The 24,816-nt window shown below is 40.5% G+C and carries 17 protein-coding genes and 1 pseudogene; 1 reads left to right on the forward strand and 17 read right to left on the reverse strand.

Annotation, left to right across the window (positions count from 1 at the left end; translation table 11 throughout):
- Nucleotides 1-749: pseudogene (locus QEZ38_RS09185) on the reverse strand (restriction endonuclease subunit S); the annotation flags it as partial.
- Between the two features lie 374 nt (nucleotides 750-1,123).
- Nucleotides 1,124-1,273, reverse strand: coding sequence for a cell envelope (locus tag QEZ38_RS09190; RefSeq protein WP_080555153.1), 150 nt, complete (start codon nucleotides 1,271-1,273; stop codon nucleotides 1,124-1,126).
- Between QEZ38_RS09190 and QEZ38_RS09195 the strand changes: the two genes are divergently transcribed.
- On the forward strand, nucleotides 1,220-1,372 hold the full coding sequence (locus QEZ38_RS09195; protein WP_254724614.1) for a glutamine synthetase: 153 nt from the start codon (nucleotides 1,220-1,222) through the stop codon (nucleotides 1,370-1,372). The two genes, QEZ38_RS09190 and QEZ38_RS09195, sit on opposite strands and share 54 nt — an antisense overlap.
- A 73-nt stretch (nucleotides 1,373-1,445) precedes the next feature.
- Here QEZ38_RS09195 and glnA read toward each other — a convergent pair whose 3' ends face one another.
- From glnA to QEZ38_RS09270, 15 genes are all read right to left on the reverse strand, one after another.
- Nucleotides 1,446-2,792: a type I glutamate--ammonia ligase gene (gene glnA / locus QEZ38_RS09200; protein WP_248034726.1), complete on the reverse strand. Its 1,347-nt coding sequence runs from the start codon at nucleotides 2,790-2,792 to the stop codon at nucleotides 1,446-1,448.
- A 35-nt stretch (nucleotides 2,793-2,827) separates the two neighbouring features.
- Complete coding sequence (gene glnR, locus QEZ38_RS09205; protein ID WP_000659543.1) at nucleotides 2,828-3,184, reverse strand: transcriptional repressor GlnR; 357 nt, start codon at nucleotides 3,182-3,184, stop codon at nucleotides 2,828-2,830.
- A 75-nt stretch (nucleotides 3,185-3,259) separates the two neighbouring features.
- Nucleotides 3,260-3,787 (reverse strand): FUSC family protein, encoded by a 528-nt coding sequence (locus QEZ38_RS09210; RefSeq protein ID WP_281335740.1) that lies wholly within the window; start codon nucleotides 3,785-3,787, stop codon nucleotides 3,260-3,262.
- Between the two features lie 129 nt (nucleotides 3,788-3,916).
- Complete coding sequence (gene mraY, locus QEZ38_RS09215) at nucleotides 3,917-4,897, reverse strand: phospho-N-acetylmuramoyl-pentapeptide-transferase (RefSeq protein WP_281335730.1); 981 nt, start codon at nucleotides 4,895-4,897, stop codon at nucleotides 3,917-3,919.
- 1 nt (nucleotide 4,898) lies between these two features.
- Nucleotides 4,899-7,154 carry a penicillin-binding protein PBP2X gene (gene pbp2x / locus QEZ38_RS09220; RefSeq protein WP_281335731.1) on the reverse strand — a complete coding sequence of 752 codons (2,256 nt, stop codon included), beginning with the start codon at nucleotides 7,152-7,154 and terminating at the stop codon, nucleotides 4,899-4,901.
- Nucleotides 7,155-7,157: 3 nt separating this feature from the next.
- Nucleotides 7,158-7,475: a cell division protein FtsL gene (gene ftsL / locus QEZ38_RS09225; RefSeq protein WP_075231548.1), complete on the reverse strand. Its 318-nt coding sequence runs from the start codon at nucleotides 7,473-7,475 to the stop codon at nucleotides 7,158-7,160.
- A 9-nt stretch (nucleotides 7,476-7,484) separates the two neighbouring features.
- Entirely contained in the window at nucleotides 7,485-8,435 is a 951-nt protein-coding gene (gene rsmH, locus QEZ38_RS09230; RefSeq protein WP_281335732.1) for a 16S rRNA (cytosine(1402)-N(4))-methyltransferase RsmH, read from the reverse strand.
- 68 nt (nucleotides 8,436-8,503) lie between these two features.
- Nucleotides 8,504-10,330, reverse strand: coding sequence for an excinuclease ABC subunit UvrC (uvrC, locus tag QEZ38_RS09235; RefSeq protein WP_281335733.1), 1,827 nt, complete (start codon nucleotides 10,328-10,330; stop codon nucleotides 8,504-8,506).
- Nucleotides 10,331-10,400: 70 nt separating this feature from the next.
- Complete coding sequence (locus tag QEZ38_RS09240) at nucleotides 10,401-11,102, reverse strand: M57 family metalloprotease (protein ID WP_281335734.1); 702 nt, start codon at nucleotides 11,100-11,102, stop codon at nucleotides 10,401-10,403.
- A 107-nt stretch (nucleotides 11,103-11,209) separates the two neighbouring features.
- A complete protein-coding gene (locus QEZ38_RS09245; protein WP_281335735.1) occupies nucleotides 11,210-11,989 on the reverse strand; it encodes an alpha/beta hydrolase in 780 nt (259 codons plus the stop codon).
- 65 nt (nucleotides 11,990-12,054) lie between these two features.
- Nucleotides 12,055-13,716: a ribonuclease J gene (locus QEZ38_RS09250; RefSeq protein ID WP_281335736.1), complete on the reverse strand. Its 1,662-nt coding sequence runs from the start codon at nucleotides 13,714-13,716 to the stop codon at nucleotides 12,055-12,057.
- Between the two features lie 1,038 nt (nucleotides 13,717-14,754).
- On the reverse strand, nucleotides 14,755-15,447 hold the full coding sequence (locus QEZ38_RS09255) for a phosphoglycerate mutase (protein ID WP_281335737.1): 693 nt from the start codon (nucleotides 15,445-15,447) through the stop codon (nucleotides 14,755-14,757).
- 132 nt (nucleotides 15,448-15,579) lie between these two features.
- Complete coding sequence (locus QEZ38_RS09260) at nucleotides 15,580-15,948, reverse strand: hypothetical protein (RefSeq protein WP_075231554.1); 369 nt, start codon at nucleotides 15,946-15,948, stop codon at nucleotides 15,580-15,582.
- 420 nt (nucleotides 15,949-16,368) lie between these two features.
- A complete protein-coding gene (locus tag QEZ38_RS09265) occupies nucleotides 16,369-23,841 on the reverse strand; it encodes an SIALI-17 repeat-containing surface protein (RefSeq protein WP_281335738.1) in 7,473 nt (2,490 codons plus the stop codon).
- Nucleotides 23,842-24,180: 339 nt separating this feature from the next.
- A partial coding sequence (locus tag QEZ38_RS09270; protein WP_281335739.1) for a MiiA motif-containing surface protein occupies nucleotides 24,181-24,816 on the reverse strand: 636 nt, incomplete at its 5' end.

Here is a 24,816-nt window from a genome sequence, read left to right on the forward strand (position 1 = left end):
TCTTCAAAGAGTTTTTGTTTTTCTGCTCGTATTTTTTCAAGTAAAACTTCGACTGATTCATCATTTGGGTCTTGTTCAACTAATTTTCCTTGCATAGCATATTGAAGAATAGATTTTTTTAGTTTATCTGGAAATTCTTTATATAGCTGTTCTAGTCTATTATAACTTTCACCATATTCATCTACTTTTTCTAAAGCTGATTCGATTGCTTCTATTATGCGTTGTTGTTCAGCTAGCGGAGGGAGAGGGATAAGAATAGAAGCAACTTTATCACTATTCAAGTTTTTCACAACAGCTCCACTAATTAGAGATAAAAATTGAGAATAAACTACATTTGATGAAAGAATATAGAATAGGTAATCTCTATTTAATGAGTTTTCATAGTTCGAAATAGCCAACCATCCATCGTGTATTGCACCATCAACATTCAAAATATAAGGTCTACCAAAACTCATAGAATTAGTTAACAAAAATGTACCTTTTTTTACAAATCTAGTTTTGTTAAGCCCTGATTTTTTGATTTTTTCTTTAACATTATTTATATACTTTTCACCCTTTTCAGTATCACCTATTTTTATCCAATTTATTCCATCTACTTCGGAAGTAAGATAATCTTTGATTGGTCGTGGAGAGCCACCTCTAACAATTTCAACCAATGTAGAAAACCTCACCCACTCCCAAGTATCAGGAATATCATAAGGAACATCAATTTCTTGAGTGCTTCCATCAGCAAACTTCTCATAATGTTTCTTATGTGCTTCAAATATATAAAAAGGCGTAAAAATACGCCTATAGATAATGGAGTTAAAATAGGTTTATTGCTGATGAGATTGTAGATAGTTTAATTTTTTACTTCCAAACGAATATTCAAAACCTCCACTTTTTCTGCCTATAGTTGTTCGTCCTAAAATTCAATATTTTCAGATTTTTTCGTTTGGCAACCTCGGCAGAAATATTCTTGTGGTCGTTCAAGATTCAAAAATCGACAAGCATAAACAAAACGATAGCCATCATCATTTATTGGGATAATATAGTAGATTGAAATAAGATGTGAACAAATCGATTAGGAAAGTTAAATTAATTTCTAGAAATGTTTTAGCAGGTACAGTGTACTATTCTAGTCTCAATTCACTATAGGTTCAAATATATCTTTCAAAAAAATATTTACAGATGTGTAATTTTGAAGCTTGCAAAAGTTAGTAAGCTTGTAGATTTCGATTTGAGGCAGTTTGTTTTCTTTCCCGATATTGTTTTCAAAATTGAATTTTTCTATAGTGACTCCTTGATTTTCTTCTACACGTTTGATGATAGATCTAATTTGCAAAAGAATCAAGAGGATTTTCGAAAAATAAATAGCGACCGAAATCGCTAATTTAGGGGTTATAAGTATTCGATTGCTTAGACTGCTGTATGACTGCTTACCCTCAGACAAACTTTCTTCTCTATTAGTAAAGATCTAGGTAGTTGTCAATTTCCCATTGTGAGACAAAGGTTGCATAGCTTGCCCACTCGATACGTTTGGCTTCAAGGAAGCTAGTATAGATGTGCTCACCTAGAGCTGCTTTAACCACTTCGTCTTCTGTCAAAGCTTTCAAAGCATTGTGAAGAGTTGATGGAAGGTCTGTGATGCCAGCCTCTTTACGCTCTTCAGCAGTCATGATATAGATATTTTCTTCGATTGGTGCAGGTGCTTCGATTTTGTTTTCGATACCGTTCAAACCAACTTCTAAAAGAACAGCCATAGCAATATAAGGGTTTGCCATTGGATCCACGGAGCGCAACTCCAAACGTGTTCCCATTCCGCGTGATGCTGGTACGCGGACAAGTGGTGAACGATTGCGACCTGCCCAAGCAATATAAACAGGCGCTTCATAACCTGGAACCAAACGTTTGTATGAGTTAACCGTTGGGTTCATGATGGCAGTATAATTGTAGGCATGCTTAATCAAACCACCAAGGAAATGGTAGGCCGTTTCTGACAACTGCATTCCTTTTGGATCATTTGGATCAAAGAAGGCGTTATTTCCTTCTGCATCAAACAAGGACATATTACAGTGCATACCTGATCCAGCAATACCAAATTTTGGTTTGGCCATAAAGGTTGCGTAAAGCCCGTGTTTGCGAGCAATGGTCTTAACAACAAGTTTAAATATTTGAATCTTATCACAAGCACGGAGAACTTCATCGTACTTGAAGTCAATCTCGTGTTGTCCAACCGCAACCTCGTGGTGACTCGCTTCAACTTCAAATCCCATTTTGGTCAAGACATTGACAATCTCACGACGAGTGTTATCAGCAAGGTCAGTAGGTGCCAAATCAAAGTAACCACCCTTGTCATTTACCTCAAGAGTTGGATCTCCATTTTCATCAAGCTTAAATAGGAAGAATTCTGGCTCTGGCCCAAGGTTGAAAGATTTGAATCCAACTTCTTGCATGTGACGAAGAGCACGTTTGAGGTTGCCACGAGGGTCTCCCGCAAATGGTTCCCCTTCTGTTGTATAGACATCACAGATCAATCCTGCGACACTACCGTTCTCATCTCCCCAAGGAAAGACTGTCCAAGTGTCCAAGTCAGGGTATAGGTACATATCTGATTCGTTGATACGAACAAACCCTTCAATAGAAGATCCATCAAACATAGCCTTGTTTGACAAGACCTTGTCTAGTTGTTCATCTGTAGCAGGAATTTCGACGTTTTTCATAGTTCCCAAAATATCTGAAAACATGAGACGGATAAAGGTTACATTTTTTTCCTTAACTTCACGACGAATATCTGCAGCTGTGATTGGCATGGTTTTTCTCCTTATATATGACGACTTGCGGTTGCCTAACCGCGACCAAAAGGTGATTGTTGAGAAGCAAAGCGACTTTGTTGGAGAACTTCATTCCGAAGCGCTCTACGCACTTCAGTTTGACTCACTGGCTTTTTAGACTTCGCCTCACGTTCAGCATATTTTTTCTTGATGGCAGCAATGTTAAGACCTTCAGAGATATAATCTTTAATCTCAAGCAATCGATCCATGTCATTCAAAGAATACATACGGCGATTGCCTTCGTTTCGATCAGGCTTAATCAATTCCTGATCTTCATAATAACGAATCTGGCGAGCCGAAAGATCGGTCAGTTTCATAACACTGCCAATAGGGAAAACTGCCATATTGCGACGAAATTCTTTTTCCTTCATGTACACTTCCTTCTTTCTGTCTATTATAGTCTAAAAAAATTCAATCGTCAATCAATAATGTTATATCTTATAACATTATTTTTCTTTTTTCTCTAAAATACTTCGTAAACGATCAATATCGTAATTTACAAGAATTGCCACAAAAACACCCATAAATGTTTCAAAAACTCGGGCAAACACGTACAAAACAGTCTCACCATTTGGAATTGATAAGGTAATAATCAACATAGCAGCAACTCCCCCGATAACACCTGCTTTATTGTTCATAGCTACATTTGTCATAATGGTTAACATGGTGCAAATCGGAACAACAAGGAGGGTTACCCAGAAGGCGCCGTGAAAAAGATTATTTAAAAGGAAGAAAATCAGGGCATAAAAACCACCGATACTATTTCCGAGAATACGAGAAGTACCAAAATGAACACTCTTATCAAAATCTTCTCTTAAACTAAAAACTGCAGTCAAGGCTCCAATCTGAAGTCCTTTCCAACCAAAAAAACCAAAAATCATGAGAACTAAAAAAACAGCGATCCCTGTCTTGAAAGTTCGCATCCCTAACTTAAACTTGGATTTGTCAAATCTATACTTTTTAAAATAACTCATCATTTCAACTTTCTATTTCCATTTTACCATAAATTTACCTATTTTTGAGAAGGGGATGCAATAAACTGATGGAAATAAAAAAGAGAAGGAACTTAATCCTTCTCTATCTGATGATTCCACACTCTCTTTTTAGAACAAATACATGAAAACTAAAGTCAAGAGACTAGCGAGCAAGCCCACTCCCCAGAAGAAGAAGTCGACCTTCCATTCACTCCAGGCTTGCCCTTTTCCAGAAAAACCACCCAGCTCAAAATGGTGATGAACAGGTGTCATCCGGAAGATACGCTTACCTCCACTCAGTTTAAAATAGCTGACCTGCATCATGACAGATGTTGTTTCAAAGACATACACTAGACCAATCAATAGAAGAGTCCACTCTTGGTGAAGAGCCATTGAGATAGCAGCCAACATCCCTCCAAGGGCTAGGCTACCTACATCTCCCATGAAAACTTTAGCAGGCTTGTGGTTAAAGACAAAGAAGCCAAGAAGACCACCAATCATAGCTACAATCACTAGTAAGATATCGAGCTGATTTTGCACATAGGCAATCACTCCGTAGGCAGATAGACTAATCACCACCGAAATACTTGCCAAACCATCAATTCCATCAGTCAGGTTAACTGCATTTGAGAAACCAACTAACCAAAAGAGGGCAAAGAGAATATACAGAACACCTAAATGCAAGGGATAACCAAATACATTTAAGATATCTCCACCTCTTTCATAGAAGAAATAGAAGATAACTCCTCCGACTAGTTGAAGCAAGAGTTTTTGTTTTGGATTAAGCCCTTCATTGATTTTGCGAAACACCTTGAGGAAATCATCCAAGAACCCAACCAAACCATACAAGACCAGGATAAATAGAATCATCCCTAGATTGTTGGTCAATTGATTGGCCAAAAGTGCAAATACAAAGCTGACCACAACTCCTGTTATGAGAAAGACAAGCCCTCCCATGGTTGGTGTTCCTGCTTTTGCTTGGTGTTGTTTGACATCCTCATGCATCTGTTGACCAGTAATTTGTGCTTTTCGGTAAAAACGGATAAAGGCTGGAATCCCGATAACTGTAAGAATAAAGGCAGATATTCCAGCAAGGATAGAAATAAGCATTCTAATCTCCTAATGTTATTTTTATTTTCTCGATATCTTTCAAAGCTGTATGGGCACGAACGCTTTGTTGTTTGACAGTATTACCCGCACCCTCAAATTCAACCTCGATATTCAACCACTTGGCAAGGGTTTCGATATTTTTCTTAGTCCAACCGTATAAGTCAGGCATCTCCTCTACCTTGTCAGAAAGAAGTAAGATTTGCTCATTAGCATCTAGATTTGTCCCTTCTGCTACAGAGCTTTCCTTGATTTTTGTCCCTGAACCGATAACAATTGGTTGAACAAGGTTACGACGTAGCTCCTCCGCCAAATCTCCAGGACTATAATCCTTCATTTCTGGCATTGCATAACCAGTTGTAGTTATCACTTGGTCCAAATTCTTAGCTGTAGATTGAAGATTGAGTGATTCTTTCATTGCCGAAGCTCTCTCCAAGATAGGGTTTGCGAATTCTCCTAACGGAATCCCAGAATAATGTTCCGGTTGTTGAACTGTTACATAGAGGATGAAATCGGGATTTTCTGCTGGGTGCATAGAGACTAAAGAGAAAATATAGTTTGTTTCCCCTCGGAGGTATCCTCCATTTTTCTCATCTGCAATCTGAGCAGTCCCTGATTTCAAGGCTACATTATAGCCAGGAACATTGACTGTTCCCTTACCTGTACTATGGTTGTACATCGTACCATAGGTAGGATCCGTACCAACCATAACCATGTGATCTCGAGTCAAGCTAGCTGCTTCTTTAGAGACCGGATTTCCCACAACTTCTTTTTGTGATTTACGGACGGTTTGATCATTCGGGTCATAGAGAGCGCTGATAAACTTAGGCTCTAGCATAACTCCATCATTAGCAATAGCTGTAAAAGCTCTGAGCATTTGCACTTGAGTAACAGAAATCCCTTGACCAAAAGAACTCATGGCAATATTGACAATGTTATCCTCAGGAAGTTGTCCCGCGTATTCATCAGTCATACCAAAACGAGTTGGAACTCCGAACTTGAAACGGTTGAGGTAGTCTAGCCAAGTAGCATCTCCCATCTTTTGCTCTAACAAGGTCATTCCGACATTACTAGAGTGGGCAAATCCTTGTAAGTAAGTCATCATTCCACCACTCGTCAAGCCTTCATTTACATCCCAGTCCTTGATGGTAACATCAGCAATTTTTAATTCACTACTATTAAAATACTCCCCTCCAGGAAATGTTTTATTGTCAATAGCCGCCGCCAGAGTCATTACCTTCATGGTTGAACCTGGTTCATAGTTACTTTGGTAAAGGATATCACGCCAGACAAAGTCCTCTGTAATCCCTTCTTTGGTATCAGCATCAAAGGTTGGTCTTTGAGTTGTAGCGAGAATCTCTCCCGTTTTAGCACTAACCAAGGTCGCAGTCATGTACTTGCCTTTCACTTTTTCCTGGAAGGCATCCATTTGGCTTTCCATAAAGGATTGCAAAGGACTAGATATGGTCGTGTAGACATCTTTTCCATCTACGGTTTGTTGAGTGACTTGTTCCGTACCAGGAACGATATTACCTAGACGGTCTTTTTCATAGGTAATAATACCATCTGTCCCTGCTAACAAGCTATTCAAGGAGCTTTCAATACCAGATGTTCCAATAAGGCTCTTCGAACCATCTTCATTTTCATGGAGCTGGGCTAGACCAATGAAGGATGAAGCAAATTTCCCATTTGGATAACTTCGATTGGGGCTTGTGGTAAAATCCACTCCCTCAATCTTGGCAGCTTCTAGATCCTTTTTTATGGACATCATATTTGCGTAGGTAATCCCATTTCCTTTAGTACCAAAGGAAACCTGTTTGAGATTGGGTTGAGAGAGTTGATCTTTGACGTAGGTCTCCTCCATATCCAAGTACTTATGAAAAATTTCGGCTACCTTATTGTACTGAGATTCCTCAACATATAGAATATCTCCATTCGCAGACTTATAATCCTTATCAATGACCGCATAAACATTATAGGAGGTTGCATCTTCTGCAATCGGAGTTCCATTACGATCATAAATGGTTCCCCTCTTAGCAGGGACTGTTCGAGTTGTTTGATGAACCTTATATGCTTCTTTGACCAGGTCAACACCAAACTTCTTTCCCGTACCAATAATCACCGCAAAGTTAACCAAAAAAACAGCAAAGAGAATGACAGCCAAGAGACTAAGGCTTTTTCCAACTCGTCTGCGGTTTTCTAGAGGAGTTCTGCGATTCTTAATGGCAAAGTGTACTATTTTTTCTTTCCATGTTTTCATATATTACTCCGCCGATCGGATATTTCCATTGTTTAATTGCAAGTCTTGCGAATCCGCAACACCCGCCAGACGTTCTGAGCGAATCAATTCATTGACTTCTTGCTTAGCATCGTCCAGCTCCGTCTTTTTCTCCTCAATCTGTCTGTTGACAGTTGTCAAATCACTTTGAACTTGCAGGAGCTTGGTTTGCATATAGACCACACTGATGGCTAAGACAAGGGCTGTAATGGCAATCGAAAGGTAAAAGGCCTTCTCAACACGTGAAAATCTCTTGATACGAGCTTGCAGTAATTGACTCGTCGTTTCTCTTTTTTCTACCATTTTATCCCCTTACTTGTGAATTTTTCGAGCTACTCGTAGCTTGGCTGAGTGGGAACGATTATTGGCCTCCAACTCCTCCTTGCTTGGTAGAATCGGTTTACGAGAGACTAATTCCATCTTAGGCTTGAGATCATCTGGAATGAAAGGCAAGCCTTTTGGAACCTCTACCGTCGAAGCTTCCTTGAACAATTGCTTGGTCAAACGGTCTTCCAGCGAATGAAAGGTAATGACTGAGATTCTTCCGTCCACTGCTAGTAATTCCATAGCTTGTTGGATGGACTCATCTGCAGCCCCGAGTTCATCATTGACCTCAATACGGATAGCTTGGAAAATCTGCTTGGCTGGATGACCTTTTTTCTTGAGTTCCTTGGCAGGCTTGGCGGACTTGATAATCTCGGCCAATTCTGTCGTTGTCTCAATCGGTTTCAACTCACGCGCCTGTTCAATCTTTCGAGCAATCTGCTTGGAAAACTTATCTTCTCCATATTTGAAAAAGATTCGTACCAAGTCATGATAGTCATAATGATTGACAACCTCATAAGCTGTCAAACTAGCTTCTTGGTTCATCCGCATATCCAGCGGTGCATCCTTTTTATAGGAAAAACCACGCTCACGCTGATCCAACTGCGGGCTAGAGACTCCCAAGTCATAACAAATACCATCAATCTCTTCTACACCTGCTTCCTGCAAACGTAGCTGCAAATGACGGAAGTTGTCCTTGACAAAGGTGACCATTCCCTTTTCAATATAGGGTGCTAAACGCTTTTGCGCGTTGTCAATGGCGTTTTGATCTTGGTCAAAGGCATACAAATGCCCCTTCTCGCTTAATTTACTTAACAAATACTCGCTGTGGCCTGCTCCACCCAAGGTCGCATCAACGTAAATACCGTCAGGTTTCACATCTAGCATATCAATAGTTTCATGGAGCATGACCGTTACATGATGAAATTCTTTAGTCATATCTTATCTATTTTACCACAATTCTGACTAGCTTGCACTCGCTAAAGCAAAAACCTTTCCTTGCTATTTTATCCCTTGTAGTCAGCAGACGACTCAGCAACCTGAGCTAGTTCTACACGCTCTTGGGGATTCAAGTGTTGATGAACAGCCTCTGCCACTGCTCTTGGTATACCAACTGCGACAATCTCATCCACACTGGCTTCCTTGATTTTTGTCAGAGATTTGAAATATTTCATCAAGTTCTGCTTGCGCTTTGGACCCAGACCTTCAATTCCATCCAATTGAGAGGAGAAAGAGTTTTTAGAGCGCAGTTGACGGTGGAAGGTAATCGCAAAGCGATGAACCTCATCCTGAATGCGTTGTAGGAGAAAAAATTCTTGAGAATTGCGAGACAACTCTACCACCTCAAGCGGATCTCCAAAGAGCAATTCATGGGTTTGGTGCTTATCGTTTTTTTGCAGACCTGCAATGGGAATATCTAACCCCAACTCTTCTTGAATAACCTGCTTAGCGATATTAACCTGACCTTGTCCCCCATCAATGACGATCAAATCTGGCGGTGTCAAGCCATCACGTTGAACTCGACCATAGCGTCTGCGAATAACCTCTCGCATACTGGCATAGTCATCTGGTCCAACAACTGTCTTAATCTTATACTTGCGGTAATCCTTCTTGCTCGGTTTCCCGTTAACAAAAACAACCATGGCAGAAACAGGACTAGTCCCCATGATATTGGAGTTGTCAAAGGACTCGATACGGACTGGGGTTGGAATTTGTAAGAGTCGCCCTAGATTTTCAATAGCCCCTTGAGTCTTCTCAACTGATTTTTCTAGCAGGTTAAATTTCTGCTCTAGACTAACACGCGCATTTTTGATAGCCAGACTAACCAGTTGTTTTTTCTCCCCACGTTGGGGTTTAAGAACCTTGGTATCCACCAAGGCTTTGACTGCCTCTTCATCAATATCCTGAGGAATCAAAATTTCATTAGGAACCAGATGAGATTTTTCTTGATAAAACTGCCCAACATAGGTCAAAAAATCTTCATCTGGATCATTGTAGTATGGAAAGAGATTGACATCGCGTTCAATCAGTTTACCTTGACGGACAAAGAAAACCTGAACACACATCCAACCCTTATCCACGTAGTAACCAAAGACATCACGATTTTGGAGATCCTTGGCCATAACTCGTTGCTTGGTCCGAAGTGTTCCAATGGCCTGAATCAGATCTCGATATTCCGCCGCACGCTCAAATTCCATGCTTTGAGCCGCCGCATTCATCTTAACCTTGAGGTCATCGATGATTTTGTCATCCTGACCCTTAAGAAAATCAGAGACTTCTTGGGCCATAGCTTTGAAATAAGCCTCGTCTTTCTTACAGATGGTGTGAGCCACGCACTGGCCGATATGGTAATAAAAACAAACCTTTGATGGTGGATTGGTACACTTACGAAAAGGGAAAATCCGATCCAATAGCCGTTTGATTTCATTAGCTGCGCCCACATCCGGATAGGGTCCAAAATAGAGACCTCCGTCTTTTTTGACCTGACGGGTGATAATCAAACGAGGATAGCGCTCATTGGTAATTTTGATAAAAGGATAGGACTTATCATCCTTGAGCATAATATTGTACTTGGGCTTGTTTTCCTTGATCAGGTTAATCTCCAAAAGGAGAGCCTCAATATTAGACTCCGTGACAATAAACTCAAAATCTACAATCTCAGACACCAAGGCTTCTGTTTTGGTATCATGACTCCCACGGAAATAGGACCGTACACGATTACGTAGATTTTTAGCCTTTCCTACATAGATAATCGTACCGTTTTTATCTTTGTGAATGTAACAACCAGGGCTGGTCGGCAAGAGCTCTAGTTTTGATTTAATCAAGTTATTCATAGTTCCATTATAGCAAAAAGCCCCCTTCATTGCTTACATCAAGGAGCTCTATTTTTCGTTTGAAAATCACTTATTCTCCAGACTCATAAAGTTCTTGAACTGCTTGAACATCTTGAGCCTGAATACCATAATAAGAACCTGCTGGCTGCATGACTGACACTTCATTAGTATGTTCCAAGCCAATGGCATGTCCTAGCTCATGCTCTGCTGTATGCAAGATGCGATCATAGGTATAGCCATAGTTTGGATTGGATAGATAATAATGATTCAAACGAACTGTTACTGAAGTAAATTGTTTGGTTAGGAGATTTGTCTGGCTCTCCGCCTCACCAGCAACAGATGTGGAACCATCATTCATTTCAGTCGCAAAAATAGTTGCTTGGTCAGGTTCTGTCACAAGTACAAAATTAAAAGCGCTAGTCTGATTCCAATTGGCAATAGCCTCAGCGTAGGCTTTTTGGAAGGTTGCATCCATTTGGGGATCGATATAAATAGTCGCCTGTGCTTGGGACCATTTTACTCCTGAATCTTGATGATGATCGGTCTGAAATAAGCCTTGTAACTTACCAGTTTCTTGCCATTGATGCCAGCCTACTTGACCAACTTGAACAAGTTGCCCCGCTTGATTGAAGATACCAGATAAATCCCCTGTCATATTCCAGAGAATCCCTAAAGCAATAAGAATTAAGACTACAAGAGTCCACACAAGGCGCCAGAACATGCGCCAAATCCCTAGTAACAATCGACATAGAACACGAATAATCCAGAACATGATTTCCCGCCTTTCTAAAAAAAATAAGAATCCATCTTTTAGTCCTGGTTTCCTATTCTAAAGATAGATTCCTTATTTTACTTGAGTAAGCTGAAAGAAAACTAAAACTAAGACAAGCGTTCTTCCAAAACAAAATCAATTGGCAAGGTAGCCAAAAACCGTTCCAATTGTTTTTCCCAATAATACCACTCATGGGTCCCTGCACTGTGGCTATAGGTCACATCAAAACCAAGTTTCTTGAGATTCTTCACTGCTAGATTATTGGCAGCATACAAGAAATCTTGTTCACCACACCAAGCCCAGAGTTTGGTCTTCTTGTCTGACTTGTTAGCAAGAGTTTCAAGTGAGTAAGGGCTAGTTTCCCAGTTATCAAGCTTACCAAAAACACCTCGCCAGTAGGCACGTGTCCCTAAATCTTGGCTTTCAGGAGAAAACTCCTCGAAGCTAAGAGCCCCAGAAAGACTAGCTGCATGTGAGAAACGGTTAGTCGACAGCGCCAACTTGAAGGAACCGTAGCCTCCCATTGAAAGGCCAGCGATAAAAGTCTTTTCACGCTTGCTAGTCATATTAGGGAAGAAGCGTTTGAGTACTTTAGGCAGTTCTTCTGCTAAAGCTGTATAGTAGTTATAGCCATACTGAGTATCTGTGTACCAGCCATTACTTGTATTTGGCATGACAACAATTAGATTAGTCCCTCGCACCAAGCGCTCTACATTGGTCCGTTTGAGCCAGCTATTATGATTCCCTGACATCCCATGTAAGAGATAGAGGACAGGAATATCTGTAGAATCTGGCTCCTCAACCCGAGACGCATCTGGGTAGAGAACATTCACTCCCCACTCCATATCTAAAACTTCTGAGTAATACTCAATCTTCATTACTGCCATAACTTGCTCCTTATTCGTTTAAGATAAGAAAAAGCCGAAACTCGACTTTCTCTTGCTATTTGATCCTATTTTGCTTCCATGACTACTGGTAAGATAGCTGGGCGACGCTTGGTTTGGTCAAAGAGGAACTTGGCCAAATGATCACGTACCTTACCTTTGAGTTCAGCCCAGTCAAAATCTTCACCTTGTAGATAGTCTTCTACTGTTTGATTGACTAGCTCTGTACTTTCGCGCAAGATATCACGGCTCTTCTTGAGATAGACAAATCCACGCGTGTGCACTCGAGCTCTAGCAATGATTTTTTTCTCACGACGGTTAACAGTGATAGCCACGATGAAAATCCCATCTTCTGACAAGACCTTACGGTCACGAAGGACGACATTACCGACATCTCCGATGGCATTCCCATCAATCAAGACATCGCCTGCTGTAACTGCACCAGATGGAACAAAGTCTCCATGCTCATAAGACATGGTAGTCCCTTTTTTAGGGATAAAAATCCGTTCCGGCAACATACCAACTGCCATAGCAGCCTTGGCATGGGCATCCAACTCACGGTATTCTCCTTGGATTGGGAAGAGATACTTAGGTTGCAAGAGATTGATCATCAATTGCAAATCACGCGCATTCCCATGTCCTGAGACACGCAAGCTATGAGTAATTGGCTTGACAACTCCACCTGCTTGGTAGACCATATTTTCGACACGTGCCATCACTGCTTCCTTGGCGATTGATGGTGTTGTAACGATATAAACCAGGTCACCTTCTTTGATTTCAACATAACGGTGACGACCGATAGACATCTTGCGTAGGCCGTTAATGGGTTCACCCATACGTCCAGTTTCAAGGATAATTAATTCATGATCTTCAAAACAAGACATATCTTTTGGCTTAATCAAAAGATTTTCACTGGCTAGAGACAATTTTTTCAGACGAATCGCTGTACGGACGATATTTTCAATGTCAAATCCTGTCAAGACAACACGACGCCCTGTCTCCGCAGCTGCATCAAAAACCTGCTGAATACGAGAAAGGTTACTTGCAACCGCAGCGACGATGATACGTCCTTCCCAGTCAGAGATAGTTTGCGTGATTTCTACACCAACCTCATTTTCACTGGCTACTTGGATATTGCTATCTGCATTTGCTGAGTCACTAAGCAAAGCCAATACCCCTTCGCGACCAATCTCTGCCAAACGACCAAAGTCAGTGGCGTAAGATTCACTAGCCGTTTGGTCAAACTTGAAATCCCCTGTATAGACGATGTTTCCTTCAGATGTTTTCAAGACCACACCCAAACTTTCTGGAATAGAGTGAGTTGTACGGAAGAAGGACACTACCGTTCCGCCAAAATCAATCTCTGTATTTTCGTCAATGACATGGAAATCATCAAATTTCTTGACACTGTCATTTCCCTTAACAAATAGTTTAGCCAGTTCGATGGTCAACTCTGAGCCAAATACAGGAACCTTAGCTTCTGCCAAGAGATATGGAAGGGCCCCAATCGCATCCGCATGCCCGTGTGTTAGGAAGACTCCAGCAATACGATCGCTATTTTCAAACAAATAGTCCATATTGGGAATAACGACATCGACACCCAACTGTTCATTTTCAGGGTATTTCAAACCTGCATCTAATACAAAAATCGAGTCGTTAATTTCTGCGATGTACATGTTTTTACCATTTTCACGCACACCACCAAGTGTTGTTAATTTAATAGTATTCATTTTTCCTCCGAATAGTCACTTCAACTGTTTGTAGAGCTTTAAAAGCTCTCTTTTTCTGAAAGTCCAATTCACTTTCAGCCGAATCTTTTCCATTCATTATACCATTTTTTTACTAATTTTCAAAATGAATCTCACACATAATCCGACTTCAACTATCTCTTTCCTATCATTCTTACAGATACTGGAGGAGAGTTTGCTGGTAAAAAACAGGAATGACCTGCGCCCTAAATGTTAGATTTTTCTTGGCTGCTGGTCAGCATTATATGGCTTTTATAATGAATGAGCACTTATCCCCTTTCTATTTCAGCAAATCAAAAACAAGTGAACAGCATGTTAGCAGAGGCTTTCAAAATTGACCAATCTGAGTATACTATCTCTCATAGCTACCAAGGATAGGAATAGCACCATGATTTTTATCATCAATTTTTTAATAACAAGTATTTTTATAAATAAAAAGGACACGATGATTCCCTTCTTTAGTGCTTGGAAATGGGATCTCGTTCTAAGGCTATGAGAAAATGTTTAAGCCTCTGAACCGAGTGTAACATGAGATTGTAAACAATATTGATTATTATAGTGGATTAAAATAAGATATGAACAAAGAAATTAGGAAAGTCAAATAAATTTCTATAAATATTTTAGAATCCGTAGCCTACTATTCTAGGTTCAATCCACTATACTTAAATACTCAATGAAAATCAAAGAGCAAACTAGGAAGCTAGCCACAGGTTGCTCAAAACACCGTTTTGAGGTTGTGGATAGAACTGACGAAGTTAGCTCAAAACACTGTTTTGAGGTTGTGGATATAACTGACGAAGTTAGCTCAAAACACTGTTTTGAGGTTGTAGATGGAACTGACGTAGTCAGTATCCTACATATACGGTAAGGCGACGCTGACGTGGTTTGAAGAGATTTTCGAAGAGTATAAAATCAAACTAAAAGGACTCAGTCCTGTGCAAGACAGAACTAAATCCTTCGCTTGAATTATTTGTGTAACTTTTTGAAATCGATATAAATCAATCCTAGACTTACAATTTTTTATTTTCCAAGGTAGTACTCAGAAACTACGTTCAATTTTTCGTCGAATTCGAATACCAATGGTGGGAAGTTAGGGATTTCTACATCCATGATTTCGTCGTCTGACAAACCTTTGATGTGTTTTACAAGAGCACGAATTGAGTTACCGTGTGCTCCTACGAATACGTTTTTACCACCTTTAAGAGCTGGAGCGATTTTATCTTCCCAGAATGGAAGGGCACGTTCCAAAGTCACTTTCAAGTTTTCAGCATCTGGGATAACTGAGTCGTCAAGTGAAGCGTAACGACGGTCAGTGTGAGCTGAGTGCTCATCATCACGATCCATTGCTGGAGGCAATACATCGTATGAACGACGCCAGATGTGAACTTGTTCATCACCAAATTGTTCAGCTGCTTCAGCTTTGTTTTTACCAGTCAAACCACCGTAGTGACGTTCGTTCAAGCGCCATGATTTTTCAACTGGAACCCACAATTGGTCAGATGCTTCAAGAGCCAAGTTTGTTGTTTTGATCGCACGTTTCAATACTGAAGTGTAAGCTTGGTCAAATTCGATACCAGCTTCTTTGATCAATTTACCAGCGTCAATCGCTTGTTGTGTACCTTTTTCAGACAAATCAACATCAGCCCAACCAGTGAAAAGGTTAGCTTTGTTCCATTCAGACTCACCGTGGCGAGCAAAAACCAATTTTACCATTTGATGGATACTCCTTTTATTTTCCGAGGTTTCCCTCGTTTATCTATTCTATTTTACACAATTTTTCACAAAAAAGCTAGTCAAAATCGACTAAAAAGAGAAGAGGTGACCTCCCCTTCTCTCAATAAACAACTATTCTTGAACTTGAAATTGTTTCAAACTTGTTAGGAATAGGGCGCCACCGATGACAATGACAATTCCACCAATCCAGCCTAAAAATGGAATCAGTCCTACTACAGAACCAACGATTAACAAAACAGATGGCGCCATTGATATGCGCTTATCATCCTTATAGTAGATTAGAGAGAGAATTCCAAGAATGAGAGTTGCGATTTTTACTAAGGTAAAAACAATGAAGATAATCGCTAAAACTACTCCTGCAAAATCTTCATTCGCAAAAATAGATGCAACCATTAATATTACGACTGGCAAAATTGCCAAGAGCGAGCCTGAGATAGTCCCAATAATTCCAGCAATTTGCGCTAGTGTTTTTGTCTTCATAAATGTCTCCTTCAAATTTTAATAATTGTTATTCTACCATATTTTAAGTTAAATTCAAAGCTTTTCCAAGTAGACCACAATATCATCAGTGGCACTTTATTTTCCTTAAGTCATATAGTAAATTGAAATAAAGTATGAACAATTCAATTAGGAAAGTCAAACTAATTTCTAGAAATATTTTTAGCAGTCGTAATGTACTATTATAGATTCAACCTGCTATAAATTCCTTTTTTTATAGTAGATTGAAATAGAATATGGACAAATTGATGAGGTAATTTTAAAGTAATTTCTAACAATGCTTTAAAAAAACTATGATGTACTATTCTAAACTCAATTTGTTATATATGAATTTCCAGAACAAAAATCCCTAAGTCCTTTTAGACCTAGGGATAATGCTACTTTTTAAAGTAATACTGCAGCTTATTTGGTAAAGATAGACTGACGGAAGTCATCCGTTGTACGAAGATAAGCATTATAAATCTTTTTCTTCAGTAAGTTAACCCAGCTAGCTTCGACGCGGCTTGTAGCATTGTCAATATTACGAACATCCTCTGCTGTCGCCTCATCCATTAGCCTTTGCATATCTTTATAAGATCGAATAGTTACTTGCTTCGTACTATTTGGGTTTCTGAGTTCATACTCAATGGTAATCGGCTTCAATTTTGTCAATTGATCAATCCGCTCTTGATACATGGCCTTCTTAAAGGCTGCCCAAGAGTCATACTCACCTTTGAATACATTTTCTAGAACCTTCTGGTCTGTCACTAGACCAACATCTCTTCCGAGCCATCCATCCCAAGTTGCGCTTCCCTCTTTCAGAGCTTCTTCTGACAATTTACCAGATACATATGGGATAAATCCTTCATGATAGCCCTTAGCTGCCAGCAACTCATAGGCTGTACGACGGAACATGACATCACCTGGCGCACCAGTTGGATTGCTAAGCGCTGAATAAATTGGAGAGAATAGACTGAGACTGAGATAACCATTTCGTGCATACTTGCCACTATCCTTGTTTTCACGACGAGTAATGACATCATTGTCAATCAAGGATTCAAAAGTTTTTAGTTTCTTAATCTCTTCAGCAGTGAAGGTCCGTGTCTGGTTACCAGCATGGGTTTGTTTGCCATACTTATCAGTAATGTAGTAGTTTTCCATTTTTCTAAACCACTTCATCTTGGCTTCATCTGTCTGCTTCAAGATAGAGCTTGCTTCTAGGTAATCAAGCGTATAGATCATATCAAACATACCATGAACGTAATCTTTTAGGTCTGCTTCATTCTGAACGCGCTCTTTAAAGTTATAAGTATGGAGACGTGTCTTAGAATCCTTATCAACCTTGAATAGAGTATTGAGGGTGATTGTCGCTTCATCTGGACTTGGTGTAGATTGTAAAAGACCACGAGCGTAAAGTTCTGCCCCTAGACCTTCACGACGACCAAAGCCTTCAAAATAAATGGCTCCATCAGAGTTGTGTGTCATCTCGTGTGTATAAACAGAGTTTCCGTAATCTTCTAACAGACGAGCATTGTCAAAATGGGTCACACTTCCTGTTGCGTAAGCATTATAGCCCTTGCTTGGATACCACTTACCAGCTGGTCCAAAGAATTCCTGCATTGCGGTCGATTGCTTGTCATTTGGTTGAGCCCAATATTTTTGCCCATTCTTATCTTTGAGAGCAAAACCATCATAAACCAAAACAGAACGGAAGAGTTTATCCTTGCTTTCATCACTTAAAATCTTGTACCAGAAATCGTAATGGTCTCTCTGCCATTCAGCTGACTTTCTCACTCGATCTTCAACATAGCTAGTCAGTTCAGCATCTGTACGGACCTTCCCATCAACAATATCTCGGTAGCGATCATATGCTCCCATAGAGATGGTAGACATATTAGAAATGATGTAAACACCCTTTTCAGTCATGGTCAAAAGCGGTAGCAACATGCCCTTATGTTCCCAGTTGTCAGATGTAATTTTATCATAAACTCCGACAGAGTACTTACTCTTATCGTTTGCATTGTCTTGGAGATCCTTAGCTTCTGAAATGTCTGACTTGGCTTCGATAATGTAAGCTTTTGTATTATCCTTGAGCCATTCGTTATTAGTCTTATACGGCAAGAAAAGATTACGATAACTTTCTAGATAATTGAACAATCCCCGCTTACCTGTTGCCTCAGACAAGGAAGTATCATAAGTTTGATAAGTATTTTTGGCTTTGAGATTTTCAAAACCAGAGCGACCTAAGGCAATGATCGTGTCTAGTGTCGACGCATCGTTATTACCAAAGAAATCAAACTTATAGGCAGATAAATCTTTGACATTGATGGTGTCATAATTGATGTTATACCAACGATTTAGGTAGGTTAAACCGACTAGCAAGGCTTCTTTATTATCGGTGATTTTCTTAGCGATATAATCAGCTACTACACTCCCCTCGGTATTGATGGACTTGTCCATAGCAAGAACCTTACGTAACTCCACAGATAAGTTAGCTTTGACTTGGTCAAAGGCTTTATCCAAATAAAGATCATCCAGAGATGTTTCTGCATTTATACCTAAGACCGTTCTCACAGCAGCTGAATCTAAAACTACCTTATTCAGCTCTGGTAAAACTTTGGTGAGAATCTTGCTATAGTCAGATAGGAAGGCTTCCGGAGTATAGAGAAGATTCAAGTCCTTGATGGTATATTCTGCTATAGCCTTATTTTTAAAGTCTCCCTTATAGGTAATTTCCAGATACTGAATGGTATTGTCTTCGTAATGAAGCATGAGACGATTGATGCCTGTCTTATTTCCATGAATATCTGTGATGATCTGCTGATCTTTCATCGGAACTACATCGAGCAAGTAGTTAGTGTTTAACTTATGATCCTCTGCTAGCTTATTGGCATAAGCTACGATTGTTTCTTTATTATAGAATGGTAGAAGTTTTTCCATATTTACGTAAGCTATAGCACGGTTATTGTCTACTTTCTTCGCCTTACTATAATCTACTGCATAGAGGTTCAGATTGGTGTCGTTCAGGCTTGTCGTGATTCCAAACTCTTCTAGCTTATCTTGGGCTTGTTCTAGACTAAGCTTAGAGCTAGCAAATGGATCTTCTGCTAGTGTTTCAATTCCTTCAACTGCATAAGCATTTGTGATACGGTCATTTTTATAACCTTGATCGCCAGAAATACTATAGACTCTTGATCCACTAACGTTACTCAAGACGTTGTCAATCAAACCATTGTAGTAATTTGAACCAACTACTCCACCAATTTGACCATTCTTGGTTGAGTTCTGAATTTTCCCTGATGCATAGGAATTAGTGATACGAGCATTGGCTTCCAAGCGCCCAACTAAACCTCCAAAGCGTTGCTCATTAGTCTTGGCACTCGCTAAAATAGTAACATCTGCTCTACTTTGTGTCAGCAGGGAAGCATTTCCTTTTAGATTTGCGACTAAACCTCCAACATTATAGGCTTTGCTTTGCTTATCATTAGTCTGGATAGTACCTGTAAAGGAACTATTTGTGATTTGCGTGTTAGTTGCAACAACCACTAGCCCTGCAACCTGACTGGCATTCCCTACAACAGCTACTCGCCCTTGAGCAGAAACATCTTGAATGTGAGCATTTTCCGCAGAACGAGCTAAGCTTGCAGAGTCATAAGTCCCGACGATATTGACATCCTTCAAATCGATGTTTGAAATTCTAGCACCACTCTTGAGATTTTCAAACAAAGGCTTGGCTAGGTTGTAAATGGCGTACTGTTTACCATTATGACTACCTGTGAGACTACCTGTAAAGTTATTTCGTAGATAAACATAATCGTTTGCTGCCAAGCTTACTTCACTAGCATCTAAATCAGCTCCAAGTACATAGTTGCCTGCCATATTGCTCTTCATCGCTTCTAACAGACTTGCAAAACTAGTATAGACACCTTGCTGATTTGAATGAGACTTGCTGATGTAGAAGTCATATCCTGGTTTATAACCCGTTTCACTTTCTTGCACAAGCTCAGGCAGAGATACAGTGACCTTATAAACTTCCCTACCATCTTTAGTGCTTTCGACAATACTCTGAACTGGCAGGAGCATTTCTTTCGACTCAGCAGACTTAACTTTGACAAAGTAATTTGACAAATCACTTGGAACTGCGTTCATGGAAATCAAGCGTTTATACTGCTCATTTTCCTTGCTGTAGAATTCAACAGATTCTACATTTCGGATAGAAATTTTCTTATACTCGAGTTCAAATTGACGACTGTCCTTTTCAAAATCTGTAACCTGGCCTTGATCTAATTCATAGGTCAATTTTGTCTTCAAAGTATAATTTGCATAATGATCCAAATCACCAATCTTGAGACTGCCTGCAAAATTCGTAATCGGAAGTGAGCGTACAAGCTGGTCACCTTCATATAATTCTGCTGTAGCTGTACGTAATGATTGAGTTTCATCAGTCAGGTTGTACTGAACTGTAACAGAACGATCTTCTGGATTTTCTGTAAGACTGAGGATACTTAGATTTGGTCTAACTTTTGCAACTCCATTTAGAGCCGTTCTTGCTGCTGTCAAGTTCGCTAAGGCTTGATCAACTTGAACTTGGCTAGCTAGTCGATTTGCTAAAACTGTTTCTGCATTTGCAAATTCTCTTGTAAAGTTTGTTTTTTTATCTGAGTCAGCATTTTTGTATTTGAAGCTATCCTGGATGTCTTGACTATCTCGGTATTCTGTTTGTAAAGCTACCTTAGTAACATCTGGGCCCTGTAATTGCTCTTTCGCATTTTTAATGCTTGCAACTGCTTGGTTGACTTGATTTTGACTAGCTTCTGACTGTGTCAATAATTCTTGACCTATAAGGAGTGCCGAATCGTAACTAGTTTGACGAGTTGAGATATCGTTAAAATAACGTGCCTGTGATTTAACTTGCTCTGCTTCTGACAATAGATTGTAGAGTGGAATTAAATCAAATTCATTCAATGCTTCAACCTTTGGAGCATCATTTGGAATCATAAATGGACTTGCTGTTCCAACTTTAACAATCTGAGTCACTGGTGGCATGGTTTCTTCATTAGATAATTCTTGACGATCCAATTCTTGATTATTTGAATAGTAGACCCTAGTTTTGATTGTACGCTCACCTTCCACTCCAGGAACACTTACAATACGTGAATCCTTGACCAACTCATCAGTATACTGCTCCTCAATCTTAAAGGCTACTTTTTCAACTCGCGTTTCATCTACATAGCTAAGCTCTAGCTCAGGAAGTTCAAAACTTGGTGTAGGCTCTGTACCTGCTGTGCCTACTGAATCTGTATACTCTGGTAATTCATGAACCAGAGCTGGATTGTCGCCAGCTATGCCGACAGGGGATGTATACTCCGGCAATTCGTGAACGGGAGCGGGGTCGTCACCGGCTGTGCCGACTGGAGATGTGTACTCTGGTAATTCATGAACGGGGGCTGGGGCGTCACCAGCTGTGCCGACTGGGTCTGTATACTCCGGCAAGTCGTAAATCGGAGCAGGTTCTATACCTGCCGTGCCGACTGTTTCTGTGTACTCAGAAATGTCGTGAACCGGAGCAGGGTCTGGACCTGCTGTGCCGACTGGGTCTGTATATTCTGGGACTTCGTGAACGAGAGCGGGTTCTTCACCAGATGTACCGACTGGGTCTGTATATTCTGGGACTTCGTGAACTGGGGTGGGAGCGTCACCCACTGTGCCGACTGGGTCTGTATATTCTGGGAGTTCATGAACTGGAGCTGGTGCGTCACTGGCTGTGCCTACAGGTTCTGTGTACTCGGGAACCTCATGAACTGGTGTAGGCTCTACACCAGATGTGCCGACTGGGTCTGTATATTCTGGGACTTCGTGAACGAGAGCGGGTTCTTCGCCAGATGTACCGACTGGGTCTGTATATTCTGGGACTTCGTGAACTGGGGTGGGAGCGTCACCTGCTGTACCGACTGGATCTGTATATTCTGGGACTTCATGAACTGGAGCTGGTGCGTCACCTGATGTACCTACTGATTCTGTATACTCTGGTAATTCATGAACCGGGGCGGGTTCGTCACCGGCTGTGCTTATAGGATCTGTGTACTCTGGCAATTCATGAACTGGAACGGAAGCTTCACCGGATGTACCCACTGAATCTGTATATTCCGGAACTTCGTGAACGGGAGCAGGGTCGTCACCGGATGTACCTACTGTTTCTGTATACTCTGGTAATTCATGAACCGGAGCAGAGTCTGGACCTGCTGCGCCTACTGTTTCTGTATACTCTGCCAAGTCATAAACCGGGGCGGGTTCGTCACCGGATGTACCTACTGTTTCTGTGTAGTCTGATAATTCATGAACGGGGGCGGGTTCGTCACCTGCTGTGCCTACAGGTTCTGTGTACTCGGGAAATTCATGAACTGGTGTTGAATCTTCACCGGCTGTGCCTACAGGTTCTGTGTACTCAGGAATGTCGTGAACGAGGGCTGAGGCGTCACCTGCTGTACCAACTGATTCTGTATACTCGGGAACGTCATGTACCGGAGCGGGTTCGTCACCTGCTGTACCTACCGAAGCTGTGTACTCGGGAACCTCATGAACTGGGGCGGGTTCGTCACCTGCTGTGCCGACTGGAGCTGTGTATTCTGGAACTTCGTGAACTGGAGCCGGGTCATTACCTGATGTACCTACCGAAGCTGTATATTCTGGAGTATCATGAACTGGAGCAGGCTCTGGACCTACGGTACCGACTGATTCTGTATATTCTGGAACGTCGTGAATAGGAGCGGGCTCTGTACCAGATGTACCCACAGGAGCTGTGTACTCTGGTAAGTCGTGAACAGGAGATTCTTTAAGCAATTGATTACTTTCTGCCGTGCCCACCAAAATAATCTCTGAAATAGGTTGGACTGTCACTTGATCAAACACCAACTCAGATTTTATCACCTTCTGATTAGCACTGTAGCGACGAGTAATCACTGTACGTTCCCCAGATACACCCACCTGAATGGTCTTTGTTTGCCCCTTAACAAGATTATCCGAATAGCGATATTCTGTTTGATAAGGAAGCACTTGCGTTTGACTTTCATCTTGACTAGATAATTGTAACTCAGAGCGATCAGAAATTGAGCTTCCCGACGGCACTCGGTTTGCTCCATTGACAAGCTCCAGTTTTTCATCTGTCGACTTGTCTGAACTATCTGCTTTTGATACTGCCACCGCTTTGTCATTTTCAGAACCGTCCCCTGATTGATTCACAGTCTGATTAGCTTTATGCTTAGATTCTTCACCTTGCTCCAGAGAATTTTTCAAAATAGCCTGACTCTTCAGATAACCAATGTATTCAAAATTTTCAATGTTCAAGGGCTGAGGTAGTTGCTCTCCTAGTCCCAAATTTAAAAGCTGATTATAAGCAGCTAGCTCAATATTTGTAACTGCAAGTATTGAAGGAGAAAGAAGAATGGATCCTAGTCCAGTCACCAATAAAATCGAAGATAGATATCTTTTCCCGTTTTTCCCCTTAGAAATTACCAAGACTGCAAGAACAAGACCTGCCGTTGCAAAGATTGCTTCCCACATACTAGAGTAGCCAGTATTTGGTAAGCTCCCTGTCAATCCTCCTTGTTTTTTAGGACGATAAACCAAGTAGTATGCATCTGTGCTTTCTTCTACAAATTTCGGAAGTTCCTTTACAACCATTGCCTTTTCAGCATCTGTCAATTCAGATTCCATAACATACTTATACTGAATCTGAACAGCTTGATTCGCTGCTAACTCTGCTGCTTCAACAGGGTGTGAACCAGTCCCAGCTACAGAACCCAAAAAGAAGCTTCCGATAGTCGCTGAAATCAGACCTACTGATAACTTCCTAAAAGAAAAACGCTGACGCTTTTCCCCGTAAAATTGATGTTTCATCACTTAACTTTTTCCTTTGTAATAAAATATTAAATCCTTTCTATTCTACCGAATTTTCCGCCAATAAACAAGGATTTTGTTTGCCTCTTGAAATTATTTTACGCTACATACCGTTAACAAGATTCTTATCAGTGGATACTGTTTATCAAGCATTCTCAACTTCCTATTATTTTCAATTTCATACACAAGAGTTTTTATGAAAATAATAAGAAACAACAAGCATCTCCAACTATGGAAATGCTCGTTGTTTTGATATTTAGAAGTGAGTTTTTACCCAGCTTCTTTTCTAGCAATCTCATAGAATCAAGATTCTAAGATTTGCTTTATCCGAGTAATGGTTTACTCTTCTTCCTTACGTTTTTTAGAGATAAGGAGTCCTCCTGTCACTGCTGCAAGAAGTGCTAGTCCAAGTGAAGCGTTAGATTGTTTAGTACCAGTGTTTGGCAATTCTTTCGCTCCTGCTTTCTTAGATGGTGCTTGAGCAGATGACTCTTTAGTAGCTTCTTTAACAACTTTATTAGCTGCAATTGTTGCTACTGATCCGTCCGCAAAGGTTACAGATACTGATCCGTCATTGTTAACTTTAACATCTGTCGCAGTTGGGTTAGCTTTCTTAACTTCTTCAGCTACTTTAGCTTTTTCTGCATCTGTCAAGTTGTTAGGATCTACTACTGGAGTAAGAGCTGGTACTTTAGCTCCATTTGCTTCAGACTCTTTAACTGTCTTCACTGGTGTTAATGTCGCCACTGATCCATCTGGGTAAGTTACAGATACTGATCCGTCATTGTTAACTTTAACATCTGTCGCAGTTGGGTTAGCGTTCTTAACTTCTTCAACTACTTTAGCTTTTTCTGCATCTGTCAAGTTGTTAGGATCTACTACTGGAGTAAGAGCTGGTACTTTAGCTCCATTTGCTTCAGACTCTTTAACTGTCTTCACTGGTATTAATGTCGCCACTGATCCATCTGGGTAAGT

The sequence above is a fragment of the Streptococcus taonis genome (genome assembly GCF_029948085.1).
In the GTDB taxonomy this organism is placed as follows: domain Bacteria; phylum Bacillota; class Bacilli; order Lactobacillales; family Streptococcaceae; genus Streptococcus; species Streptococcus taonis.